The sequence below is a fragment of the Streptomyces sp. NBC_00029 genome (assembly GCF_045160505.1).
In the GTDB taxonomy this organism is placed as follows: domain Bacteria; phylum Actinomycetota; class Actinomycetes; order Streptomycetales; family Streptomycetaceae; genus Streptomyces.
Window position 1 is genome coordinate 8,082,241 of sequence record NZ_CP108292.1, and the last position, 22,699, is coordinate 8,104,939.

General features: G+C 73.7%; 19 protein-coding genes. 6 read left to right on the forward strand and 13 right to left on the reverse strand.

What is annotated here, in order from left to right; genetic code table 11:
- Nucleotides 1-5 precede the first annotated feature (5 nt).
- Nucleotides 6-1,244, forward strand: coding sequence for an anhydro-N-acetylmuramic acid kinase (locus OG753_RS37165; RefSeq protein ID WP_405792948.1), 1,239 nt, complete (start codon nucleotides 6-8; stop codon nucleotides 1,242-1,244).
- Here the strand turns inward: OG753_RS37165 and OG753_RS37170 are convergent.
- The 3 genes from OG753_RS37170 to OG753_RS37180 form a co-directional block, all read right to left on the reverse strand.
- The gene (locus OG753_RS37170; RefSeq protein WP_405791852.1) at nucleotides 1,220-1,630 is read right to left on the reverse strand and encodes a hypothetical protein; all 411 of its coding nucleotides are present in this window, start codon (nucleotides 1,628-1,630) and stop codon (nucleotides 1,220-1,222) included. The two genes, OG753_RS37165 and OG753_RS37170, sit on opposite strands and share 25 nt — an antisense overlap.
- Before the next feature lie 113 nt (nucleotides 1,631-1,743).
- On the reverse strand, nucleotides 1,744-3,201 hold the full coding sequence (locus OG753_RS37175; RefSeq protein WP_327266164.1) for an amidase: 1,458 nt from the start codon (nucleotides 3,199-3,201) through the stop codon (nucleotides 1,744-1,746).
- Between the two features lie 66 nt (nucleotides 3,202-3,267).
- Nucleotides 3,268-3,768, reverse strand: coding sequence for a hypothetical protein (locus OG753_RS37180; protein WP_405791854.1), 501 nt, complete (start codon nucleotides 3,766-3,768; stop codon nucleotides 3,268-3,270).
- 227 nt (nucleotides 3,769-3,995) lie between these two features.
- Here OG753_RS37180 and OG753_RS37185 point away from each other — a divergent pair, with 227 nt between their 5' ends.
- Nucleotides 3,996-5,438, forward strand: coding sequence for a hypothetical protein (locus OG753_RS37185; RefSeq protein WP_405791856.1), 1,443 nt, complete (start codon nucleotides 3,996-3,998; stop codon nucleotides 5,436-5,438).
- A gap of 136 nt (nucleotides 5,439-5,574) precedes the next feature.
- On the forward strand, nucleotides 5,575-6,780 hold the full coding sequence (locus tag OG753_RS37190) for a cellulase family glycosylhydrolase (protein WP_405791858.1): 1,206 nt from the start codon (nucleotides 5,575-5,577) through the stop codon (nucleotides 6,778-6,780).
- 41 nt (nucleotides 6,781-6,821) lie between these two features.
- Here OG753_RS37190 and OG753_RS37195 read toward each other — a convergent pair whose 3' ends face one another.
- From OG753_RS37195 to OG753_RS37235, 9 genes are all read right to left on the reverse strand, one after another.
- Entirely contained in the window at nucleotides 6,822-7,940 is a 1,119-nt protein-coding gene (locus OG753_RS37195) for a glycosyltransferase family 4 protein (RefSeq protein WP_405791860.1), read from the reverse strand.
- Nucleotides 7,937-9,211 carry a polysaccharide pyruvyl transferase family protein gene (locus tag OG753_RS37200; protein ID WP_405791862.1) on the reverse strand — a complete coding sequence of 425 codons (1,275 nt, stop codon included), beginning with the start codon at nucleotides 9,209-9,211 and terminating at the stop codon, nucleotides 7,937-7,939. The genes OG753_RS37195 and OG753_RS37200 overlap by 4 nt, the downstream gene beginning before the upstream one ends.
- Complete coding sequence (locus OG753_RS37205) at nucleotides 9,208-10,605, reverse strand: lipopolysaccharide biosynthesis protein (RefSeq protein ID WP_383192470.1); 1,398 nt, start codon at nucleotides 10,603-10,605, stop codon at nucleotides 9,208-9,210. Before OG753_RS37205 ends, OG753_RS37200 begins: the two co-directional genes overlap by 4 nt.
- Nucleotides 10,598-11,794 carry a glycosyltransferase family 4 protein gene (locus OG753_RS37210; protein WP_405791864.1) on the reverse strand — a complete coding sequence of 399 codons (1,197 nt, stop codon included), beginning with the start codon at nucleotides 11,792-11,794 and terminating at the stop codon, nucleotides 10,598-10,600. Before OG753_RS37210 ends, OG753_RS37205 begins: the two co-directional genes overlap by 8 nt.
- Entirely contained in the window at nucleotides 11,791-14,082 is a 2,292-nt protein-coding gene (locus OG753_RS37215) for a DUF2206 domain-containing protein (protein WP_405791866.1), read from the reverse strand. Before OG753_RS37215 ends, OG753_RS37210 begins: the two co-directional genes overlap by 4 nt.
- The gene (locus OG753_RS37220) at nucleotides 14,079-15,221 is read right to left on the reverse strand and encodes a glycosyltransferase family 4 protein (protein ID WP_405791868.1); all 1,143 of its coding nucleotides are present in this window, start codon (nucleotides 15,219-15,221) and stop codon (nucleotides 14,079-14,081) included. Before OG753_RS37220 ends, OG753_RS37215 begins: the two co-directional genes overlap by 4 nt.
- The gene (locus tag OG753_RS37225) at nucleotides 15,221-15,646 is read right to left on the reverse strand and encodes a hypothetical protein (RefSeq protein ID WP_405791870.1); all 426 of its coding nucleotides are present in this window, start codon (nucleotides 15,644-15,646) and stop codon (nucleotides 15,221-15,223) included. Before OG753_RS37225 ends, OG753_RS37220 begins: the two co-directional genes overlap by 1 nt.
- Complete coding sequence (locus OG753_RS37230; protein WP_327266174.1) at nucleotides 15,643-16,356, reverse strand: glycosyltransferase family 2 protein; 714 nt, start codon at nucleotides 16,354-16,356, stop codon at nucleotides 15,643-15,645. The genes OG753_RS37225 and OG753_RS37230 overlap by 4 nt, the downstream gene beginning before the upstream one ends.
- Before the next feature lie 257 nt (nucleotides 16,357-16,613).
- Nucleotides 16,614-17,741 (reverse strand): LamG domain-containing protein, encoded by a 1,128-nt coding sequence (locus OG753_RS37235; protein ID WP_405791872.1) that lies wholly within the window; start codon nucleotides 17,739-17,741, stop codon nucleotides 16,614-16,616.
- Between the two features lie 276 nt (nucleotides 17,742-18,017).
- On the opposite strand from OG753_RS37235, the gene OG753_RS37240 reads away from it, so the two are divergent.
- The 3 genes from OG753_RS37240 (at nucleotide 18,018) to OG753_RS37250 (ending at nucleotide 21,376) form a co-directional block, all read left to right on the forward strand.
- A complete protein-coding gene (locus OG753_RS37240; protein WP_405791874.1) occupies nucleotides 18,018-19,223 on the forward strand; it encodes a serine hydrolase domain-containing protein in 1,206 nt (401 codons plus the stop codon).
- A 118-nt stretch (nucleotides 19,224-19,341) separates the two neighbouring features.
- Nucleotides 19,342-20,343, forward strand: a complete 1,002-nt coding sequence (locus OG753_RS37245) for an MsnO8 family LLM class oxidoreductase (protein WP_405791876.1) — start codon at nucleotides 19,342-19,344, stop codon at nucleotides 20,341-20,343.
- A gap of 199 nt (nucleotides 20,344-20,542) precedes the next feature.
- A complete protein-coding gene (locus OG753_RS37250; RefSeq protein ID WP_327266178.1) occupies nucleotides 20,543-21,376 on the forward strand; it encodes a polysaccharide deacetylase family protein in 834 nt (277 codons plus the stop codon).
- Here OG753_RS37250 and OG753_RS37255 read toward each other — a convergent pair.
- Complete coding sequence (locus tag OG753_RS37255) at nucleotides 21,340-22,653, reverse strand: FAD-dependent oxidoreductase (protein ID WP_405791878.1); 1,314 nt, start codon at nucleotides 22,651-22,653, stop codon at nucleotides 21,340-21,342. The two genes, OG753_RS37250 and OG753_RS37255, sit on opposite strands and share 37 nt — an antisense overlap.
- Nucleotides 22,654-22,699: the final 46 nt, after the last annotated feature.

Here is a 22,699-nt window from a genome sequence, read left to right on the forward strand (position 1 = left end):
GCCGCCTGCGCGTGATCGGGCTGATGTCCGGCACGTCGTACGACGCCATCGACGCGGCCGCCGCCGACCTCTCCCTCCATGGCGACACGCTGGTGCTCACGCCCCTCGGGATGATCAGCACGGCCTACGACGACGAGCTGCGGGCGGACCTGGCCGGGGCCCTGCCGCCCGCCGCGGCGGACCTGGCCACGGTGTGCCGGCTCGACACCCGCATCGGGCGCGCCTTCGCCGAGGCGGCGGTGCGCGCGGACGAGGAGCTGTGCGGCGGACGGGCCGACCTGGTGGCCTCGCACGGGCAGACGGTCTTCCACTGGGCCGAGGACGGCCGGGTGCACGGCACGCTCCAGCTCGGCGAGGCGGCCTGGATCGCCGAGGCGACCGGCCGGCCCGTCGTCTCCGGATTCCGCACCCGCGATGTGGCGGCCGGGGGACAGGGAGCGCCGCTGGTCAGCGTCGTCGACGTGATGTGGCTGCGGGGCCGGCCCGGGGTGCCGGTCGCACTCAACCTGGGCGGGATCGGGAACGTGACGGTCGTACCGGGCGGCGCGGAGGGGGCCGGGGGAGAACCGCTGGCCTTCGACACCGGACCCGCGAACGCGCTCATCGACGCGGCCGTGCGCGCGCTGGCGGGGCGCGACCCCGCGGACGCGGCGTACTCGATGGACGCCGGCGGAGTTCTCGCCGCGCGGGGCACCGTCCACCCACCGCTGTTGCGCAGGCTGCTGGACGAGCCGTACTACGCCCGTCCGGCGCCGAAGACGACGGGCAAGGAGCTCTTCCACCTGCCCTATCTGCTCTCGGCGCTGGACTCGTGCGGGCCGCTGCCCGTCGAGGACGTCGTCGCCACACTGACCCGGCTCACGGCCCGCACCGTGGCCGATGCGATCCGGCCCTTCGGGGCGACCGAGGTGATCGCGTCGGGCGGGGGGACGCGCAACCCGGTGCTGATGGACCGGCTGCGGGAGGAACTGGGCGGGGCCGGCGGTTGCGCGGTGCGGTCCTCGGGCGAACTCGGGCTGCCCGCGGGGGCGAAGGAGGCGTACGCGTTCGCCGTTCTGGGCTGGCTCACCGCGCACGGCCTGCCCGGCACCGTCCCCTCGTGCACCGGCGCCCGGCACGCGAGCGTCCTCGGCTCGATCACGCCGGGCGGTCCGGGGCTGCGCCTGCCGGGGCCGCCGGCGGCCGCGCCGGTCCGGCTGACCGTCGGGGCACGGGGGGATCAGCCGGGCCGGCGGCGTTCGTGACGTGAGTGGCGTCCGTAGCGGGCGCGCCAGCGCGCAAGGAGCTCGGCCGGAGTGCGGGGCGAGGGCGTCGGCTCCGCGGGCCACTCCTCGCTCCGCGTAAGGGGCAGGAGCGGCATGAGGGAGCGCGTTCCCCCGATCTCCAGCGAGCAGAGCGGTGCGCCGCCGGGGATGTCGGCGCGCCCGATCCGGACCGTGAAGGGGCGCGGTGCGCCGCCGTCGGTGAGCTCGCCGCGCAGTTCCGTCACCGCGCGGCTCTCGGATGGCGTGGAGGACACCACCTTGCCGTAGACGAGCAGCTCGGTACGCCCACGCCCCGGACTGCGCACGACGGTGATCGAGTGGCCGTCCTGGTCGAGGTGGAAACGCTGATGGGCCCGAGCCTGCATGGCCGCCTCCTGGATCCGTCCCGCGACTCCAGCCTAGGTCCTGTCGTCGAAGTAGCGCCGGTTGCGGGCCAGGCGGGACTTTGACGACAGGGCCGAGGGGGCTGGGCGGTACCTCACCCGGTCGGCAGCGGCGGCCGGTGCTGCGCCCACGGCCGGACGGCCTCCAGCTGCGCCGCCACCCGCAGGATGCCCAACTCGTCGTCGCGGCGGCCGACCAGCTGCACGGCGAGCGGCAGACCGTCCGCGCCGACACCGGCCGGGACGGACGCCGCCGGGTGCCCGGTGACGTTCCACAGGGCGGTGTAGGCGACCATCGGGCGCGAGCGCACCATCGCCGTCAGCAGTCCGGCACCGTCCAGTGCGCCCGCCGGGCGGGGCCGCTCGGCGATGACCGGGGTCACCAGCAGGTCCATGGTGGTGAACATCCGGTCGGCGCGCTCCGCAAGCCGCTCGCCCGCCCTGATCCCGCGCTCCACGGCGGACTCGGGCACCAGCCGGGCCAGCGCGAGGGCGCTGCGGGTCCGCCGCTCCAGGAGATCGGTGCGCTCGACCGCGGCGGCCTCCGCCCGGACGCCGCCGCAGAACTGGGCGACGAACGGGGCCGTCGCGTCGGGGTAGCGGGGGTCGACCTCCCGCACGTCGTGGCCCAGTTCGCGCAGCGCCCGTACGGTCTCCAGCAGGGCTTCGACGTGCTCCGGATGCGGGCGCACCCCCGGCACGGCGGGCTTGGCCGAGTAGCCGATGCGCAGCCTGCCGGGCGGGGTCTCCAGGGCCCGTACCCAGCCGGTGTCCGCGGGGCCGGGGCCCGGGCCGGCGCTCCACCGGTCGGTGGGGGTGGTGCCGGCGAGGACGTCGTAGAGCAGGGCGGAGTCGCGCACGGTCCGGGTGAGGGGGCCCACGGTGCCGAGGGCGTACCAGAGGTGGGCGTTGGGGGCGGTGGAGACGCGGCCGCGCTGGGGTTTGAGGCCGAACAGACCGCAGCAGGCGGCCGGGATGCGGATGGAACCACCGCCGTCGCCGCCGAGCGCCGCCGGGACCAGACCGGCCGCGACGGCGGCGGCGCTGCCGCCGCTGGAGCCGCCGGGGGTGCGGGTGGTGTCCCACGGGTTGAGGGTGCGTCCGTACGCGGCGGATTCGGTGAAGGGCCACTGGCCGAACTCGGGCATCGCCGTCTTGCCGATGACGACGGCCCCGGCGGCGCGCAGGCGGCGTACGGCCTCGGAATCGGCGGTGACGGGGCTGCGGTTGGCGGCGCCGCCGAAGGTGGTGACCTGCCCGGCGACGTCCAGTTCGTCCTTGACCGCGATCGGCACGCCGTGGAGGGGGCCGAGGGGCTCCTGCGCGTCCCGCGCGTCGGCCTCGGCGAGGGCTTCGCGGGCCAGGACGATGCGGAAGGCCCCGAGGGCCGGGTCGGAGCGGGCGATGCGGCGCAGGGCGGCTTCGACGAGGGCGCGGGAGGTGGCCTTGCCGGTGCGTACCTGTTCGGCCTGCTGCTCTACCCCGAGGAACATCGACTCCGCGTCGTCCCGGTCCTGTTCCCTGCCCGCCGCGTCGTCCCTGTCGATGGCCACCACGTGTCCCCCTCGTCCTTACCTGCCGGTAACTGCGGCCAAGGCTGTCCTTCCACGGACCGCGCGTCAAGCGCGTGGGGCCGAAGTCGGCCTGTGAGCAGCCTGGTTGGGGGCGACATGGTCTGACGTCCCGCAGGGTGGCGGGTGCTCCTGGCCGCCCGGGTCCGTTCGGAGTTCGGCCACCAACCGGTGCGCGTACTCGTCCTGCGGAGCGAGGGACCGGACCGCTTCCCAGGCCTGCTGGAGCCGGCCCGTCTCGCCCAGCAGCCTCACGAGCCGGTACAGGGCGCCACTGTCGCCGCCCTCGGCGCGATGGCGCAGCGCCTCGTCCATCCCCCGCTCGTGGAGCGATCCGTTGAGTCTGCGACGTGCGTGGACATCCGTGAGTGCGAGTTCCGTGAGCTCCGTGAACCGCTCCGCGCAGACGAGTAGACGCATGTGCCACAGATGGCTGTCGTGTGCGTGGTAATCGGCGGAGTAGCACTCGGCATGGGCACTGACCAACGCGATGGCCGTATCCCAGTCCCGGATCTGTTTCGCGGCCCGTGCCTGCTCGTACCACTCCATGCGAGGAGTATCGCGCAGTGCTTCTCGTCGGCGCATCGTGAGCGTGGTGGCCGGCCGGCACCGTCGGCGAACCGGCGGGACTCGCTCGTTCAGGTGACCCCTCTGCTCTCCGCCCCGGCGGGAGGGGACCCGGTGCCACGATGTGGCTCGAAACGCACGTGCGAGCGCCGTGGCATCCGCCGCTGACCGGGGGAGGGCCCTGATGCGCGGAACAGGGAGGCCCGGCGGTGACCGACTCCATGACGGACACCCGGTCCCGGATCCTCGGCGCCGTCCTGCTCGTGGTCGGCTGGCTCGTCGTCGCCTGGGCGCTGACGGCGGCGTACGACGCGCCCTGGGCCACGTACACCGGATCGCCGGAGTGCGACGGGAGGGCGATGCGCCCGGGCGACGTGTGCATCAGCACCGGATCCAACAACGGTACGTACGAGGAGATCGTCGCCCGCAGGAAGGCGAACGCGAAGGCGAACGCCTGGAACACCGTGGAGGCCGCCGGGTTCGTCGGCGCGGGCCTGGTCTACGCCGGGGCGGCCGTCGCCGGGGTCGTCGGCCGCCTGCGGGAGCCACTGCGCACCTCGCTCGTCCTCGGCGCCGGTACGGTGCCGATGCTGGGCGTCGCCGCGGCTCTCTGGCCGCTGCAGGCCCGGGTCGAGGCGGCGTCACCCGTGCCGATCGGACTGCTGGGCCTGCCCGCCGCTGCCGTCACGGCCGCCCTGGTCGTTTTCGCCCTGTCGTCCTACCTGGCCGCCCTCTGGGACGGGCCGCAGCAGGAGGACGCGCCCCACGGCGGAGCGCTTCCGCCGACGGGCGAGGAGGTCGAGGCCCGGCGCACAGCCGCGTCCGCGGCCTTCGACCTGGGTGAGTCGGACGACCCCTGGGCCGCCCGGCGGATCACGAAACCGCGCCCGGCCCACTACCCGGTCTTCGCCGTTCGCGGCGTACAGGCCATGGGAGTCCTGGTGTTCGCGGCGTCCTGCCTGCTCGCCGTCGCCCTCCGGGCGGGGGCGGCCGACCTGCCCGGCTGGCTCCCGGCCCTCGGGGCGGGCGCCGGCGGCCTGTTGTTCACCGTCCACGGACTGCGCTTCCCGCACCGGGGCGGCGGACCGGTGCGCCGGGGGTACGCCGTGGCGGCCGTGTCGGCCCTCGCCGTCGCCGCGGGTGAGCTGACGTCCCTCTCCGCGGTGACCTGGCCCGGCCTGCTGAACGCGATGGCGTTCTCGGCCGCGTTCTGGACGCTCGCCTCGTGGTTCGGCACGACCCTGCCGAACGCGCCGGTCGCGGGGAGGGTGGTGTACACGCTGCTGGGCCTGACGCAGCTCCAGACGGCTGCCGTGGTGGTGTCGGCGGCGAGTGCCTCCGCGTCCTCGGTGGTGTCCGAGGTGGCGGCGTACGTCACGGGCGCCGTCGTGTTCGCGTGGGCAGGCCGGTCGTTCGACCGCGCGTCGAAGGCGGAGGCCCTCGGCGCGGTGCCGCCGACCGTCTCCGTCACCTGCCTGGCCGCCTCGTCGGTGCTGCTGGCCGTCACCGCCTACCGGACCGCTGTCGGGGGCTCGGGCTGGTTCGTGTGGGCGGTTGCCGCGGGTTGCGCCCTGGTCGGCGCCGTCCAGGCCCACGCGGCGGCCGCCCGCGTGGGCGCCGCCGACCGGTCCTCGCCGTCGGGAAGCGGCTGAGTACACGCGACGGCGGAGGGGGTTGGCCGCCGCCTGCAACACGCAGAGCGGTCGAGCGTGAGCACGCAGTGCGGGCGGGACGCGGACCGGACCGGGAGGGGGAGGAGCATTCGCACACTTGGCTTAGGCTGACCCCATGGTGGGGCACTCAAGTACACGTCAGCGGCTCGTCGTCGCCTTCGTCTCGTTCGTCCTGGCGACCGCCGCGACGGTCGTGGCGGCGGCTTCGTCGACGGGTCCGGCGTCCGAGGCGGACGCACCATCCGCCGGCGGATTCCAACGGCCCCCCGAGCCGCCCAAGGAGCACGACCTGCGACTCGGCCTCTCCTACGGTGACACCCTCACCTGGAAGTCCGACGACGGCCTGGCCGCCGCCCTCAACGACGCGGTGGGCCTGGGCACCACATGGATCCGGGTGGACCTGTCCTGGAACAACATCCAGCCGGACAGCCCGCGCACCTACCAGTGGCAGCGCTTCGACCGGATCGTCAAGGCCGCCCGCGAACGCAACCTCGACGTCCTCGCCACGGTCGCCTACACCCCCGGGTGGGCACGGGCCGCGTCCTGCACCGGGCACCGGCCCACGTGCCCGCCGGCCGACCCCAAGAAGTTCGCCGCGTTCGCGAAGCTCGCCGCCCTGCGCTACGCGCCCCAGGGCGTGCACACGTGGGAGGTCTGGAACGAGCCCAACCTCCCCCAGTTCTGGCACCCCAAGCCGGACGCGAAGGCGTACACGACCCTGCTGAAGTCCACCGTCGCCTCGCTGCGCGAAGCCGATCCGACGGCGTACGTGCTGATGGGCGGTCTGGCGGCCGTCGGCACCTGGGAGTCGATCAAGTACGTCTCCCACGTGGACTTCCTGGAACAGGTCTGCCGGCTCGGCGGGAACAAGGTGGTCGACGCGCTCAGCTACCACCCCTACGCCTGGCCCCAGCTCCCGCACGACGGCAAGGTGTTCAAGGAGATCAGCAGCGCCGGGGAGAACCTGGTCGGCGTCGCCGAGCGGCACGGAACACCCGGCATACCGGTGTGGCTGACGGAGACGGGTGCGCCGACCAACGGTCCCGGCAACGCCGCCGCCGACGAGAAGTCGCGGACTGAGAACATCACGCACGTCACCGAGCAGCTCCAGGCGCGGATCGCCACCGACACCGTGCCGACCGCCGCGAAGGAGAAGTACGTGGCGGCCGCCTTCTGGTTCGCCCATCAGGACACGGCCACCGGAAACGACAAGAGCCACTCCAAGTACTACGGGCTGCGCCGCTACGACGGTTCCGCGAAGCCCGCGTTCGCCGCGCTCCGGGCGGCCATCGAGGAGTACGTGAAGAAGCAGCCCCGGTAGCACCGGTAACCCGGGCAGTACCGGGGGCCGGCGCGGCGGGGTCACAGTGAGCGGAACAGTGCCACGTACCGGGCCAGCAGGCCGTCCCAGGAGAACCGTTCGCGCGCGCTGCGCAGCCCCGCCTCGCCCAGCCGGTCCGCCAGGGCGCCGTCCTCCAGGAGGCGCCGGCAGGCCCCCGCCAGGGCGCCGGGGTCGCCGGGAGGCACGAGCAGACCGGTCCGCCCGTCCTCGACGACGTACGGGATGCCGCCGACCCGCGAGCCGACCACGGGGGTGCCGCAGGCCATCGCCTCCACGAGGACCATGCCGAACGACTCGGCCTCGGTGACGGAGGGCAGTACCAGCACCGCCGCTTCGCGGACCGCCCGGACGAGGTCGGGTCCGGTCAGTTCGCCCGCCGCGGTGACCCGGTCCGCGAGGCCGAGGGACGCGGCCAGGGCGAGGTGGTCGGCGACCGCGTCGCCGCCGCCGACCAGGCGCAGCCGGGCCCCGGGTACTTCGGCCAGGGAGCGGACGAGGACGTCGACTCCCTTCCATGCCGAGGACCGGTCCATGCGGCCGACGTACAGGAGCGTCGGGGGGCGGGTGGAGGGCGGCGAACCCGGCGTGAACCGGCCGGTGTCGACACCCGGGCTGATCTCCAGTGCTCCCGGCCGTCCGGCGGCCAGCGAGACCGGGGACACGGCGACCAGGGCGCGGGCCCGTGCGAACACCCGGGGCAGCACGCGGCGTTCGTACACGCCGATGAGGCGGTCCGCGGCGCCGGTGCCGGGGCCGCCCTTGAGCATCGAGCCCGCGTGATAGGTGAGCACGGCGGGGCGGCCTCCGGCCACGGCCACGGCGATGTCGCCGAGGCCCGGTACGGGGGCGTGGGCGTGGACCACGTCGGCGCCGGTGCGGCGCAGCCAGTACCGCACCTGGAGCGGCCACAGGGGACTCAGGGGGGTGTTGGACAGCCGGAGCCAGGAGCCGAGCCGGACGACCCGCACCCCGTCCTCGACGGAGGTACGGGTGCGCAGCCCGGGGCGGCTGGTGAGGACGACCGCGTCGAGACCGGGCGCGTCGTGCACGGCCCGGGCGACCCGGGCCGCGTACTGCTCGACTCCCCCGAGGTGCGGCGGGTAGTAGGGGGCGACGACCGCCACGGTGCGGGGGTTCACCGGTCGGCCCGCGGCAGGCCGGCCGGCTGCACGGCCGACCTCAGCAGCTCGGGGAAGCGTCCTGCCTCGGCGACGTATTCGGGCAGGCGGCGTCGCAGCTGCTCGCGGTAGCCGGAGTCGTCCTGGAGCAGCGGTTCGACCAGCGCCCACAGCCGGGCGTGGGTCACGTCCTCGATGGGCAGCACGTGGGCGCCGAGGCCGAGGTCGGCCATGATGCCGCGGGTCTTGTGCTCGTACTCGATGGCCACGCAGGGCACGCCGCTGGTCAGGGAGAAGATCACCGAATGGAAGCGGGTACCGATCAGCAGGGCGCACTCGCCGTAGACGCCCTTGAGGTCGCGGTAGTCCACCCGGTCCTCGATCAGCAGGGGCGCCGCGGTGCAGTGGGCGGCGATCCGGCGCTCCACGATGCGGTCGTCGTCGCCCAGGTAGTCGGTGCTGACCTGCGGGATCAGCACGACGCGGGCTCCGGTGGCCTGGACGGCGTCGATCGTCGCGGCCAGGGCCCGTTCGTACGCGTCCTGGGCGGCCGGGGCCAGCCAGCGCCTGGCCGTGACCCCGACCAGCCGCTGCTCCGGTCCGACGCCGAGCCGGGCCCGCCAGTCGGAGGACGGCGGCGGGGCGAACGCGAAGCCCGAGTCGACGCCCCGGGTGACGGCCGCGTCCGGCAGGCCGCATCCGCGCAGCTGGGCCACGCTGACGTCCTCGCGGGCCAGGACGAGCGGGGACCGGCCGAGGGCGCGGGCGACCAGGCGCCGCTGGACGGGCGAGGGGAACGGACCGTAGGACTGCGGCGCGAAGACGACGGGCACGCCGGCTCGCTGGGCGAGCAGGACGGGCAGCAGGACGAAGAAGACGTTCTGGTGGCCGTCGAGCCCCGGGCGGGCCAGGACGTACGCGCCTCCGTTGGACACGACCAGGTCCGCGTCGGCCAGGGCGTCGGCTTCGCGCCGGGCCTCGGCGGGCAGCGCCCTGCGCAGGAGACCGGCCGCGGTGCGGGGCAGCAGGAGGAGGCCGGCGGCGGCCGCGCCGACGCACACCTTCCGCAGGATCCGGCGGGACAGCGAAGCGGTTCCGTCGGCGACGTGGCGGCGGATCGAGCCGAGGTTCGGGGCGTCCTCGAAGGCGGGGTGGACGGCGGGATCCTCCATGCCGGCGACGCGGACCTCGGCGCCGGGGAACGCCTCGCGGATCTGGCGCAGGCAGACGGAGAGCAGCGCGGCGTCGCCCGCGTTCTCCCGGACGTAGGCGTTGATCACCACGATCTTCACGGGCGGTACCTCTCGGCTGGTGGTGCGGCAGGTGATGCGGCGGCGGACGGCGCGGGCGGGGCCGTCGGCCCGGGCAGGCGCACGGCGCGCAGCTGAATGGTGTCCACGGGGGACCAGGCGGGTCCGGGGTCGACGTCCGGCTCCGGCGGGCGGGGCGCGGAGGGCCGGCCGCGCAGCAGCGCGGCGGTGGCGAACAGTCCGGCGGCCAGGTTGCCGATGCCCCAGGCGCAGCCGACCCAGACCAGCCCGCGCGGCGCCCACCACGCGGACAGGCCGATGGTGGTGCACGCGAGGATGGCGTTGGCGGTGATGAGCTGCTTCATCCGCTGGGCCAGCTTCAGCCCGAAACACGCCCAGGTGTTGAGGGCGACGGCGAGGGCGGCGACGGCGAGCACGCTGAGCAGCCCGCTCGCGGCCGTCGTGTAGCCGCCCCCGAACACCAGCAGGAGCAGCCCGCTGCCGGCCGCGACGACGGCGACGGCAGGTACCTGCACGGCGGCGATGATCTTCGCGGAGCGGCGCAGTAGTTCACCGAACCGCGACGGGTCGGAGGAGACCTCGGCGAAGACGGCCTCACCCACGGCGGTGGAGACGGAGTTCAGGAGGGCCGCGATCTGGAAGGCGACGAAGTAGTAGCCGGCTTCGGCGGCGCCCAGCTTCTGGAGCACGATCAGCGGAGTGACGAGGACGGGCGCCAGGTTGATCAGGCTGGAGACGTAGCTGGCGACGGAGAAGCGGAGTTGTTCGCGCAGCCGGGTCCCCCGGGTGCGGAAGTCGAACCGGAAGCCGAGGCGGCGCCGGAGCAGGATCAGGGCCGCCGCTCCGGCGACCGCGTAGCCGATGCCCGCCGAGCCGAGGATGCCGGCCGCGCCGAACCCGACGAGGGCGGCGGGCGCGGCGAGTTTGGCGAGGCCCTGGAGGATCCCGTCGAACAGCACGTTGTACTGCGCCATGCGGGCGCTGATGAAGACCGACTTGACCAGGAGGTTCAGCGAGGCACAGGTGCAGGACAGCACGAACAGGGCGGCGAGGAGCGGGTGGTCGCGGACGAAGAGCAGCTTGTGCCCGTACCAGGGCAGCCCGAGCAGGTAGATCCCTGCGGCGGCGCAGGAGACCAGCAGCACCAGGGCCGTGGACTGGGTGATCTGGCCGTTGCGGGCCGTGCCCTCGGCGGGGAACCGGATCAGGGTGCTGTTGAGGCCGAACATGCTGAGGTAGGAGAGCAGCGAGGTCGCGGAGATCAGCGAGGTGGCCAGCCCGACCTGCTCGGGCGGGTAGAAGCGGGCCACGACCACCCAGAAGAGGAAGCTCAGCCCGGCCGTCGTGACGGTGGACGCCAGCAGGAAGAACGAGCTCCGGAACATCTGGTCCGCGGGCCGGGCGTGCCTACCCACGGCCGACGTCCCGGTAGTGCCCGAGCAGCGCCGTGACGTGCCGGTCCCAGCCGAAGGACGCCTCGGCGAACGCGCGGGCGGCGGCGCCCGTCTCCGCCCGCCCGGCGGGGTCCGCGACCAGCGCGTCGAGCGCGGCGCGCAGTGCGGGGACGGTGCGGGGCACCAGCAGGGCGACCCCGCGGTCCAGGCCGTACGGGGCGTAGCCGGGGTCGTCGGTCGTGACGACGGGCAGGCCGGAGGCCATGGCCTCCTGGACGGTCAGCGGGAAGCCCTCGGCGGTGGAGGGCAGGGCGAAGATGTCGCACGCGCGGTAGGCGTCGGCGAGGTCCTCGGCGGACAGGGTGCCGAGGTGGTGGACGCCGGAGCGCCCGGTGAGGGCCGCGCTGTCACCGTCACCGGCGAAGACGAGGTCGTAGGCGGCGGCGTGGCCGTCGCGGTTGTCGAGGGCATCGCCGGAGCCAGCGGAGTCACCGGCGTGGGCGTCGAGGAGGAGGCCGTACCCCTTCTTGGGGACGAGCCGGCCCGCGAAGAGCACCAGGGTGCGTCCGGCCGGCAGACCGAGCCGCGCACGGGCCGCGGCGCGCTCCGCCGGGTCGGCGGGCGGCCGGAACAGGCCGGTGTCCACACCGTTGGCGAGGTGGTGGCGGGCCTCGGCGCGGGCGCCCAGCTTCCGGACGAACGCGGCCACGTCGGCGTTGAGGGTGAGCACCCGGCGGGCGCGGCGGAGCTGGGGCCTGCCCGCGACCGCGTAGACGACCCGCTGGACGGCGCGTACGAGGGCCGAGGGGTGCGCCACCAGGCCGACGTGCTGGGTCACCACGGTGGGGGTCCGGGTGACGGCCGCGGCGAGTCCGGCCGCCCAGGAGGAGGCGTAGAGGCAGTCGTGGACGTGGACGACGTCGGCGTGGCGGGCCCAGCGCAGGGCGGTGGGCAGCAGGGCGGGCGAGAACAGCGGGAAGGGGACGCCCGACCGGCGCTCCACGACGTTGGACGCGGCGACGCGTACGACGCGGACGCCGTCCTCGTCGTGCGTTCCGGCGCGGTCGCCGCTGGTGAGGACGGTGACGTCGGCGCCGTGCCGGGCCAGGTGCAGCGCCTCGTTGCGGACGACGTTCTCGATGCCGCCCAGGTGCGGCGGGTAGTAGTGGCTGACGAGCAGGACCCGGGGCCGGCGCCGGACGTTTCTCACCGGTAGATCACGGCCCCTTCATTGCTGTAGATCAGGTTGCGCGTGGTGTCGAGGAGCTCGCGCGGATACCGGTACGTCACGAGGTCGCCCCGGAAGAATACGGTGACCTCGTCCTTGCGGGTGGGGGTGGATCCCAGCAGGACGTACGACTGCGAGCGCAGCAGCGCGGGGTGGACGCTGTCCTGCGTGCGGACGGTGAAGAGGGTCTGCAGCCGGCTGAAGGAGTACCGGTCGGTCTGGACGACGAGGTCGTCGCCCGCCGCCCGCTGGTTGAGCCACATGGCGGCCCGGCGGTCCTCGGCGTGCGGGTAGTAGATGTCGTAGGAGGGGCCGGAATTGCTGAGCGCGAGCTGCGCGGGGTAGCCGCCGAGTGCCTTGGGGACGGCCCCGGTCAGGTCGAGCAGCAGCCCGGCGACGAGGACGCACAGCACGGGGACGGCCCGGTGGCCCGCCCAGCGCACCGCCCACAGGGCGCCGGCCGCGATGAACGGTGCGAAGAACAGCAGGCCCTGCTGGAAGGCGCGGAGCACGCTGTAGTCGACCGACAGCTGCGGCACCAGTGTGAACAGGCCCATCATCGCGAGGGCGCCCACGGTCAGGGTGGTCTGGTCGCGGACGGGCGTGAACGGGCTCCGGCGGCCGCGCAGGGCGATCACGAACCCGACCAGGACCAGGACCTGGAGCAGCAGGGCGGCGGCCTGGCGCAGCACTCCGTTCAGGGCGGGCACGCCGATGCCTACGGTGTCCAGCGCCCGGCCGACGGGGGTCAGCGGCAGGTTCTCCTTCTCGGCCACGGGCGTGGGGTACTTCGAGAGACCCTCCAGCGGCAGGTACTTGCCTTCGGCGCGGTCCGCCCGGGTGTAGCCGATGGTGTCCTCGCGGTACTCGGCGAGCCGCTCCTCGGGGGTGACTCCGGCGCCGCCGAAAAGGCTGTAGCGGGTGTCGGAGGAGCCGCCGCGGGCGTCGCCGGACCCGAAGAGGTCGCTCGCGACGACGCGCAGGGTGCTTTCGAGCTGGCCGCCGGTGTGGGTGAGCGGACCCGCCCAGAGCAGGGCGAGAACGGCCGGTACGGCCACGGTCCACCAGGTCAGGAAGGTCCGCATGTGGTCGTGGCCGCGGGCGCGGTGCGGACGGGCGCGGCCCCGGCGCGAGGCCAGCCGCCAGGTCTTGTCCACGATGAACGCGGTCGCCAGGGTGCCGACGATCACGTAGATCGTCGAGTAGTGCGACAGGACCACTCCGGCCAGCAGCACGGTGAACATGACGCGCCGCAGGGGCAGCGGGCGCCGGGAATCCGTCAGGACGAGCATGGCGCAGGCCAGGAGCAGGAAGGCGATGGCCTGCCGGCCCAGGAACGGCATGTCGGTGAAGAAGGTGGGGAACGCCATGAAGAACACGGCGGAGAGCAGCGCCACGAGCGGGGACGCCACATGGCGCACCGCGCGGTGGACCAGCACCGGAGTCAGGGCGAACAGCAGGGGCAGGACGGCCTTGAAGACGTAGATGTCCTCGATGCCCGTGAGCCGGAACACGCTGACCGGGAGCAGGGTGATGCTCAGGCACGCGTTGTAGGGGTCGGTGTAGGCCGAGATGTCCCAGAACTCGCCGCCGAGGGTGAGCCGGAAGTAGAGGTACTCGCGCTGGATGTCGTGCCCGGTGATGTACCAGCCGCGCAGGGAGGTGAGCAGCAGCAGGGTGGCGGAGGCCACGTAGATCCCGGCCTCCAGTACGACCGCGGAGGAGCGGCCGTGGCGCACCAGCAGAAGGACGACCAGCGCTGCGACGAGGACCAGGGCGGCCGTGCTGACGCCGCCGCCCAGGCCGTTGTTGAGCCTGATGGGACCGGCCACGGCGAGCAGCAGCGCGACGGCGGACACCCAGGCCACCGGGCGGGCGCCGCGCAGGGGTGCGCCGCGAAGGAGGGGCCGTTGCGACTGGGGGGCGAGGATTCCGAGGACGAGGAGCACGACGGTCGTCGCCGAGGCAAGGACCAGCCGGGTCAGGGGCCGTTCCACGCCGAGCAGCGGCAGCAGGGTGTTGACGCCCAGCGCCACGAGGATGTCGAGGAGCACGGCGAGGCCGGCCGCCAGCATGAGGGAGCCGCTGCGGGTGGAGACCACCTTGTCGGTGAGTCCGCGCAGCAGCAGTACGGGGGCGGCGAAGAGCAGCCACAGGCCGACCGGCGCGAGCAGGAGGGCGGGGACGCCGGGCAGCGTCTCGACGGCGCAGGCGGGGCCGAGGCTCAGCAGGACACCGAGTCGTCCGCGCAGCCAGTGGGGCGGGTTCATATCCCTGCTTTCCGGTACACGAGCTCCACCTGCCGGGCGACTTCCTCCCACGTGTGACGGCGGGCCCGCTCCGCGCTGCGGCCGGCCAGCAGGCTGCGCAGGCCGGGGTCGGCCGCGAGGCGGTCCACCGCGGCGGCGAGCGCGGCCGGCTCCGGTGCGGCCAGCAGGCCGACGTCGTGGAGCAGTTCCGTGTTGCCGGGTACGTCGGTGGCCAGGACCGGGAGGGCGCCCGCCATGGCCTCCAGTGCGGCGAGGGGCATGCCCTCGCGGTCGGAGGGCAGGACGAAGGCGTCGGCGTCGGCGTAGGCGGCGAGGAGGTCCGTACCGTGCAGGGGCCCGGTGAACTCGACGCGCTCGTCCAGGCCGAGGCGGTCGGCCCGGGCGCGCAGGTCGGCGTCGAGTTCGCCGCCGCCGACGACGCGGAGCCTGACCGGGGAGTCGACCAGGCTGATCGCGTCGAGCAGGCGCGCGAGGTTCTTCTGGGCGCTGAGGCGGCCGACGTAGAGCAGGCGCAGGGGCCGGGTGGCGGAGGCGTCCGCGCCGGCCGGGTCGGTGGATGGGTCAGCGGCAGGGCAGGGGTCGGGGGCGGGCCGGAAGAACTCCGGGCCGACTCCGTTGGGCACCACGTGCACGCGCGCGGGCGGCACCCGGTAGGTCTCCTCGACGAAGCGAGCCTGCTGCTCGGTCAGCACGATGACCGCCGCTGCGGCGCGTGCCACGCGTCCGAAGACGTGCTTCTTGTAGGCGGGCAGGAGTCGGCCGAGGCGTCCGCTGGCGTCCACGTCGAGGTGGAAGTGGAGCACGAACGGCTGCCGGCGCAGCCGGGCGGCGAGCGCCACGGTCTCCGGCAGGAGGGCGTGCGCGCAGTGCGCGTGCAGAACGGCGCCGCGCGGCGCGGCCAGGAGCGAGCCGAGCAGCCCGGGTGCGATCGCGGTGTGCGCGAACTCGGTGGCGCGGTGCCTGCGTACGGCCACACCCTCCTCCCGGGCCCGCCGCGGCGCGCCGCCGGAGCCCAGCGTGGTGGTGACGACGCGGACGTCGTGGCGTTCGGCGAGGCGGCGGGACAGGTGCAGCACGACGCGCTCGAGGCCGCCGAGGTGCGGGGGGTAGTAGGGGGTGATCTGGAGAACGGTGCGCATCAGAGTTCCGGGGGCGGGCCGAAGCGGAAGTGAAGGGTCTGGGGATGCCCGGTCAGCGAGACCCGGACCAGGGCGACGTCGGCCCCCTTGGCGCGGACCCGCGCCGTGACCGGGACCGCGGCGCCCTGGTGGGGTTCGACGGGGTAGGTCTCGGTCGCCAGCACCTTGCCGTTCGCGGCCTCGACGGTGAGCGTCGCCACCAGCGAGCGGGCACCGGAACCGCGGTCGTTCACGGCGAAGGGAACGAGGACGCTCGCTCCGTCGAAGCGCGGGTTCTCGGTGAAGTAGAGCTCGATGAAGGCGGCCTGCCGACGGGTGAACGAGTCCAGGAGGACGCCCCGCACGGGCGGCAGCGACCAGGCGCCCGCGCACAGGCCGGCGGCCACGACGAACGCCAGGGCCGCCCGGATCAGACGCTTCCTCATGCCGGGGTGTGCCGCCGTTCGTAGCGCGTGGAGCGGTCCTCACTGGGCCGGCGGAAGCGGTGCTCGAAGAGCTGACGCAGGTTGGCCATGCCGTCGGGCAGCGCGTTGAGCTTCACCTGGCCCTGGCGGTTGCGGTACTCGATGGGCACTTCGAGGTAGCGGTAGCCGGCCCGGGTGGCGGCGTTCTTGATCTCCTGGGAGAAGGCCATGCCCGTCGACTTCACGTCGACGCCGTCCCAGACGTAGCGCCGGAAGACCCACATACCGGACTGCGAGTCGCGCAGTCCGTTGCGGAACAGGGCCCGGCTCAGGGCGCTCAGGGCGTGGTTGGCGACGGTGTGGGACCGCTTCATCGCCGAGCGGTTCTCCCGGCGGAGCCGATTGGTCGTCATGAACTCGACGTCGGCCTCGGCCAGGGTGCCCAGCAGCTCGGGCAGGTGGTCGAACGGGTAGGTGCAGTCGGCGTCGCCGGTGGCTATGACATCGCCCTTCGCCGCGCGGAACCCGGCGTGGTAGGCGTTGCCGTAGCCCCGCTCCGGCTGGGAGACGACGATGGCGCCGAGCGAGGCGGCCACCGCTGCGGTGTCGTCGGTGGAGGCGTTGTCCACGACGATGACCTCGGTCTCCCAGCCCAGGGCACGGAGCGCGCCCGTGGGAACGGAGTTCATCACGGTGGGCAGGTTGGGCGCCTCATTGAGCGCCGGAATCACGACGGAAAGCGTATTCAATTCATCCCCCGGTGCCGGACAAGGACTACGGCCGTACGAGCGCCGCGGCAACTGAGGGCCTTCACATCGTGGAGTCTCGGCCGCACACGTCAAGCCGGGCGGTCTGCTGGGTGTTCACTGCTACGGACGTCAACCCGGTATCCGGGCCAGCGGTGACCTTATCCGACTAGTGAGACGACGATCCACCAGGGTGATCTGCCCGTGATGATCGAATCGGTGCAAATCCGTGCGGAAAAGGATCAACCGATGAGCCACGAACCGACAGGCTTGATCTCCTTGTCCAGCTTTCCGCCCTTCAGGGCGAGAACCTGATCCGCGGTCAGGGGCTTGTCCCACACCAGCACGTGACCGATGACACCCGCCCACGGCCCGCTCCAGATCCCGTGGTGGCGGGAGCGGCCCAGCTGCAGCGGCCCCTGGCCCGCCCAGGCGGCCGCCACCGGGGCGCGGCCGGCCTCCTTGCCGTCGACGTACAGCGTCAGCGTCTTGGCCTGGGCGTCGTACACGCCGGTCAGCAGGGCCCAGGTGCGGACGGTGTTGAACCCGTCGGAGACCGCGCCCACGGCGGTCGAGGCCGCGCCCTTCTGGTCGGTCTGCATCCGGAACACCCACGACTTCTTGCCGTTGCTGTCCTCGCGGCCCAGCTCGAAGGAGTACGAGGCGCCGTCGCCCTGGCTGATGGCGAACCGCGAGCCGGCGTCGGCCTCGTTGTAGACCCAGGCGGAGACCGTGAAGCTCTTGGACGCGTCGACGACCTGCTCGGCGGCCTGCGCGTAGGAGTTGCCGTTGCTGCGCAGGCGCAGCACGTTGCCGTTGTCCACCTTGCCGAGAACGGCGTCGGGGCTGAGCGCGATGTTGATCTGGCCGGAGCGGTCGCGCAGCAGGTTCGGCTCGCCCGGCACGGTGGGCGCGTTGGCGTCCGAGGGGTCCCCTCCGGGGGCGGCGGTCGCCGACTGCGAAGGGCCGGGGCCCGGACCGTCCTTGTCGCCCTTGTCCAGGATGAAGAACCCGGCGCCGACGCCGAGACCGCAGGCCGCCACCCCGATGGCGATCATCCATATCCGCTTGCGCGTCCGCAGCTGCGACTCCGAACGGTCCGCCAGCGCCTGCCAGTCGGGCTGGGGAGAAGGCGTGAACCCGGCCGGAGAAGGCACCGGCTGCGGCTGGGGTGCCTGGGGTGCCTGGGAGTAATGCGGCGGCTCTCCGGCAGGCCCGGGCTGGGGCAGCGGTTGCTGGTACGGATTGGGCTGCCCGGGCTGCTGCGGGAACCCGTAACCGCCGGGCGTCCCCTGGGGGTATCCATAGCCCCCCTGCCCCGCCGAGGGGTCCTGCTGGGGAGTGTTCGCGCGATCCGTACCGTCAGTCATGGGACGGATCGTAAAACATGACTGCCGGGACGCCACCAGACGGTATGCCACGAGCTCCGGAGCACCGCACGGACACGGCCCCCGGCCACCGGCCGCGCCCGCCCGCCAGGAGGGGTCCCGGCCCCGCGGCAACCCCGGTCCGGAGGCGAATTGCGCAGCCAACCGGGGGTCCGCGGCGCGCGCCGCGGACCCTGCGCACCGCTCGGGCTGCTACTGCTGGGCCGGGCCGGGCGCCGCCCGCCCCGGCCGTCCCCGCGCACACCAGGAGCCACGCACATGCCGACCCGTGTCGCCCGCGCCAGCCGAAGCCGCCTCCGCACCGGGCTGTCCGCCACCGCCCTGACCGCCGCCGCTCTCGGAGGACTCCTGCAGCCCGCCCAGGCGGCCGGCGACCCGGGCCCGGGCGACGGCCGCCCGCGCCACGAGAAGGGCCTGCAGCGGCAGCTCGACGGGCTGGTCGCCCAGGCGGACGGCCCGCCCGGAGTAATCGCCATGCTCACCCGGGGCGACCGTACGCAGGTGTACACGGCCGGTGTCGGCGACATCGAGACCGGCCGCGCACCGCACCCCGACGACCACATGCGCATCGCCAGCATCGCCAAGGCGTTCAGCGGGGCCGTCGCCCTCCGGCTCGTCGACCAGGGCCTGCTCTCCCTCGACGACACCATCGGCGAGCGCCTGCCCGACCAGCCCGAGGACTGGCACGCGGTGACGCTGCGCCAGCTCCTCCAGCACACGAGCGGCCTGCCGGACTACTCGGCCGACCCCGAGTTCCTGGAGATCCTCACCGCCGACCCGCGCCACGTCTTCGACCCGCGCACCCTCCTCGACTTCGTGGCCGACGAGCGGCTGCGCTTCCTCCCCGGCTCCCTGTACGAGTACTCCAACTCGGACAACATCGCCGTCGCGCTGATGGCCGAGGCCGTCACCGGCCGCCGGTACGAGGACCTCCTCAAGGAGCTCGTGTACCGCCCTCTGGGGCTGCGCCGAACCAGCCTGCCCCTCGGCTACCGGCTCCCGCGTCCGTACCTGCACGGCTACGACGTCCTGCCGCCGGCCGAACCGGAGGACATCAGCGAGGCCCTGAGCGCCTCGGGCGTCTGGGCCTCCGGCGGCATCGTCTCCACACCCAGGGAACTGGGCGCATTCATCCGCGGTTACGGCGGCCCCTCGCTGCTGTCGCCGCAGACCCGCAAGGAACAGCTGACCTTCCGTCCGGGCGACTCCTCGGAGCCGGCCGGCCCCGGCACCAACGCCGCCGGGCTGGCGATCTTCCAGTACACCACCCGCTGCGGCGTGCTCTACGGCCACACCGGGAACTTCCCCGGCTACACGCAGTTCGCCGCCACCACTCCCGACGGCACCCGGTCGCTGACCTTCTCCATCAACACCCAGACCAGCAAGAGCAACAAGCCCGCGCTGCTGGCCCGACTGCGCACCGTGCAGGAGAACTTCGTCTGCGCCCTGCTCAAGGACCACTGAGCCGCAGCGACGCAGCGACGCAGCGACGCAGCGACGTGGCGACGTGGCGGTGTGGCGGTGTGGCGCGAAAACGATCACGCTCGCCCGCACCGCCACCCGCGATCCCTATGCTGACGCCATGCTCGACATACCCCTTTCAGCGCTGGAAGTCGCGATGGTGCAAACGGGCACCCGAGCCGTCGACACCCTGCGGGACACCGCTGCCTTCGCCCAAGGACTGGAGGCGCTCGGCTACCACCGCATCTGGTACGCGGAGCATCACCACTCTCCCGCGATCGGCGCCTTCCCCCCGGTCGTCCTGACGGCGCACGCGGCCGCGTCGACCTCGGCCGTCCGTCTCGGTTCGGGTGGAGTGTTGGCCCCCAACCACGCCCCCATCACGCTGGCGGAACAGTTCGGCACGCTGGCCGCCCTGCACGAGGACCGCATCGACCTGGGCATCGGCCGCGGTCCCGGCACGTTCGACGAGGCCACCGCGCGGGCGCTGCGCCGAGGCGCCGGCCCGGCGACGGATGCCGAGTACCGCGACGACGTGGCGGCGATCCTGTCGTTCCTGGTGGACGAGGTGGCGCTGGGTCCGCTGCCCGAACCGTGGCTGCTGGCCTCCAGTCCCGCCGGGGGCGCGATCGCCGCGGAACTCGGCCTGCCGATCGCGGTCGCGCACCACATCCGGCCGGACAACACCCGTGCGGTGCTGGAGCGTTACCGCTCCGCCTTCACCCCGTCCCGCTGGTGCGAGCGGCCCCGCGTCCTGCTGTGCGTGGAGACGGTGTGCGCGGAGACGGAGGAGGAGGCCGTCCGGCGTGCGGGGCCGATGAACGTCGTCAAGGCCGGCCTCCTCAAGGGGGAGAGCCAGGCACCCTTCCCCACTCCAGCGCAGGCGGCCACCCACCCCTTCACCGAGCAGGAACGGCAGGCGCTGGCGGGCTTCCGGTCCCAGCAGGCCGTCGGCACACCCGAGACCGTCGTCGAGCGGCTCGCACACCTGGCCGCCGAGACCGGGGCGGACGAGCTGATGCTGGCCACGCCCGTCCATGACCTCGCCGACCGCATCGCTTCGTACGCCCTCATCCGAAAGCACGCCGGAGCCGCGACGGCGCCGTGGACCGGCGGGCCGTGAGACTGCTCACAGCCGACGCGGCACCGCGGAAGCGCCCACAGGCGTTGGCGCTCCGCGGTTGTCGGCCTCCCGCCGGGCCGCTCGTGTGCACTGAACCACACAAAATGGGCCATTTGGTTGAGGGAGTGCTCCAAACGGATGACCTAGCCTGGACCGACCAGCGAGATCCGGGGGCTGAGGGCAAAGGAAGAGCACGTCCATGCGCATCACCACCAGTTCCGCACGTCGTCGACGGGCGGGATACGCCGCTGCGGCCGCCCTCCTCGGCCTCCTGGCGGCAGCCGGCACCCCGGCGTACGCGGCCACGGACGGCTCGGCGGACCGCGCCCCGGACGCACCCCCCGCCGGCAAGCCCGCACCGGCCCGTGCCGCGGGCACGGCCGCGGGCGCCGCTCCGGGAGCCGCCCAGGGGGCCTCCGGGGTGCCGGTGGGGATCTCCCGGCTGGCGCAGGGCGCGGGCCGTCAGGTCGCGATCACCATCGACGACGGCCCGGACCCCCGCTGGACGCCGCAGGTCCTGGAGACGCTGCGAAAGAACCACGTCAAGGCCACCTTCTGCATGATCGGCACCAAGGCGCAGAAGTACCCGGAGCTGGTGCGCGCGGTCGCCGCCGACGGGCACCAGCTGTGCGACCACTCCGTCGATCACGACGTCACGATGGACCACAAGCCCGTCGCCTACCAGCGGCAGCAGATCCTCGAGGGCAAGGCCATGATCGAGAAGGCCGTTCCCGGGGTCCCCGTCACCTACTACCGCGCGCCGGGCGGAGCATTCACCCCCGAGAGCCGCGCGATCGCCGCCGCGAACGGGATGCGGCCGCTGGGCTGGAGCGTCGATCCCCAGGACTGGAACAGGCCGGGCCTGAAGGCCATCCTCTCCAGCGTGGAGGACAAGCTCCCCCACCGGCCGACGGTCCTCTTCCACGACGGGGGCGGCGACCGCAGCGAGACCGTCGCCGCGCTGAAGAAGTACCTGCCCTGGCTCACCGAGCAGGGCTACGGCTTCTCCTTCCCGGCCCGCACCACCCCGTAGCGCCCCGTAGCACCCGGTTTCGACCCGTCCGCCCCCTGCGGTGCGGGGAGGCGGAAGCCGTTGAACAGGTCGTCCATGCCGCGCAGGGCCAGGCGGGCCGGCGTGGCGCGGACCGCGAGATCACGGACGGCCACCACGACCGGATTGCGCAGCACTCCCAGACGGCCGACGCGGCGGGCCCGAAGACGCACGGCGTCGGTGCGGTCGAGCCGGGCGGCGGTGTACGCGGCCAGGGCGGCCGGGACGGCCGTGTCCACGCCGTCCGCACCCTCCCTGGCGCTGGCGCTGTCGCTGTCGCCGCCGATTCCGCCGTCTCCGGGTTCTCCTCCGGCGGGCAGCAGGGCGGCGAGGATCACCGCGTCCTCGATGGCCTGGCAGCCGCCCTGGCCGAGGTTGGGGGCCATGGCGTGGGCCGCGTCGCCCAGCCAGGCGATCCGGCCGTGGTGCAGGCGCGGGAGCGGGGCCGCCAGGTCGTAGAGGTCGTTGCGCAGGACTTCGGACGGGCCGAGGCGCCCGACGCGGTCCAGCAGGGCCGGAATGGGTTCGTGCCATGACCCGAAGCGCTGCCGCAGTTCGGTGCGCGGGTCGGCGAAGCCGGTGTCCGGCGGGACGACGGCCGTGGCGTAGAGGTAGTAGCGGCCGTCGACGAGCGGGGTCACCCCGAACCGCCTCCCCGGCCCCCATGTCTCGCTCATCGCCGGGATCCGCAGGTCGGGAGCGTCCACGATGGTCCGCCAGGCCGTCTCGCCGATGTAGTGCAGTCCGGGGTGCGCGGGGAAGTGCGCACGGCGCAACGGGCTGTGGATGCCGTCGGCGGCGACGACCAGATCGGCGGGAAGGTCCGGCCCTGCCGCCGTACGGACGGTCGGACGGCCCTCGGCGTCGTCGACGCCGGTCACCTCGGTGCCGTAACGGAGGGCCGACGGCGCAAGAGCGGCGGCGAGGGCGGCGGTGAGGGCCGGCCGCGGGACGGCGAGGGGCGCCCGGCCGTAGCGGGCCCTCATGTCCGCGGTGCCCGCCCGGGTGAGCCACCGGCCGTCGGGGCGGCGTACACCCATCGCCGTGGGTACGGAGCCGCCGATCGCGCGGGAGACGTCCACGCCGACGGCCTCGAGCGCGCGCAGGGCGTTGGGGGCGAGGCCGATGCCGGCGCCGGTGACGGGGGGTTCGGGAGCGCGTTCGCAGACGGTGACGTCCCAGCCCCGGCGGTGCAGTGCGACGGCGCTCGTGAGGCCGCCGATCCCGGCTCCGACCACCACCGCACGACGGTTCGTCATGACCAACCCCCCTGTTCGGGCTACCACTTTAGAACGGTGGGTCCGT

Coding starts and splice junctions, on each gene's coding strand:
- OG753_RS37215 (WP_405791866.1), bottom strand. CDS start 14,082: ATGAACCCGCCCCACTGGCTGCGCGGACGACTCGGTGTCCTGCTGAGC.
- OG753_RS37220 (WP_405791868.1), bottom strand. CDS start 15,221: ATGCGCACCGTTCTCCAGATCACCCCCTACTACCCCCCGCACCTCGGC.
- OG753_RS37240 (WP_405791874.1), top strand. CDS start 18,018: ATGCCGACCCGTGTCGCCCGCGCCAGCCGAAGCCGCCTCCGCACCGGG.
- OG753_RS37170 (WP_405791852.1), bottom strand. CDS start 1,630: ATGCAGGCTCGGGCCCATCAGCGTTTCCACCTCGACCAGGACGGCCAC.
- OG753_RS37235 (WP_405791872.1), bottom strand. CDS start 17,741: ATGACTGACGGTACGGATCGCGCGAACACTCCCCAGCAGGACCCCTCG.
- OG753_RS37250 (WP_327266178.1), top strand. CDS start 20,543: ATGCGCATCACCACCAGTTCCGCACGTCGTCGACGGGCGGGATACGCC.
- OG753_RS37225 (WP_405791870.1), bottom strand. CDS start 15,646: ATGAGGAAGCGTCTGATCCGGGCGGCCCTGGCGTTCGTCGTGGCCGCC.
- OG753_RS37255 (WP_405791878.1), bottom strand. CDS start 22,653: ATGACGAACCGTCGTGCGGTGGTGGTCGGAGCCGGGATCGGCGGCCTC.
- OG753_RS37190 (WP_405791858.1), top strand. CDS start 5,575: ATGGTGGGGCACTCAAGTACACGTCAGCGGCTCGTCGTCGCCTTCGTC.
- OG753_RS37245 (WP_405791876.1), top strand. CDS start 19,342: ATGCTCGACATACCCCTTTCAGCGCTGGAAGTCGCGATGGTGCAAACG.
- OG753_RS37180 (WP_405791854.1), bottom strand. CDS start 3,768: ATGGAGTGGTACGAGCAGGCACGGGCCGCGAAACAGATCCGGGACTGG.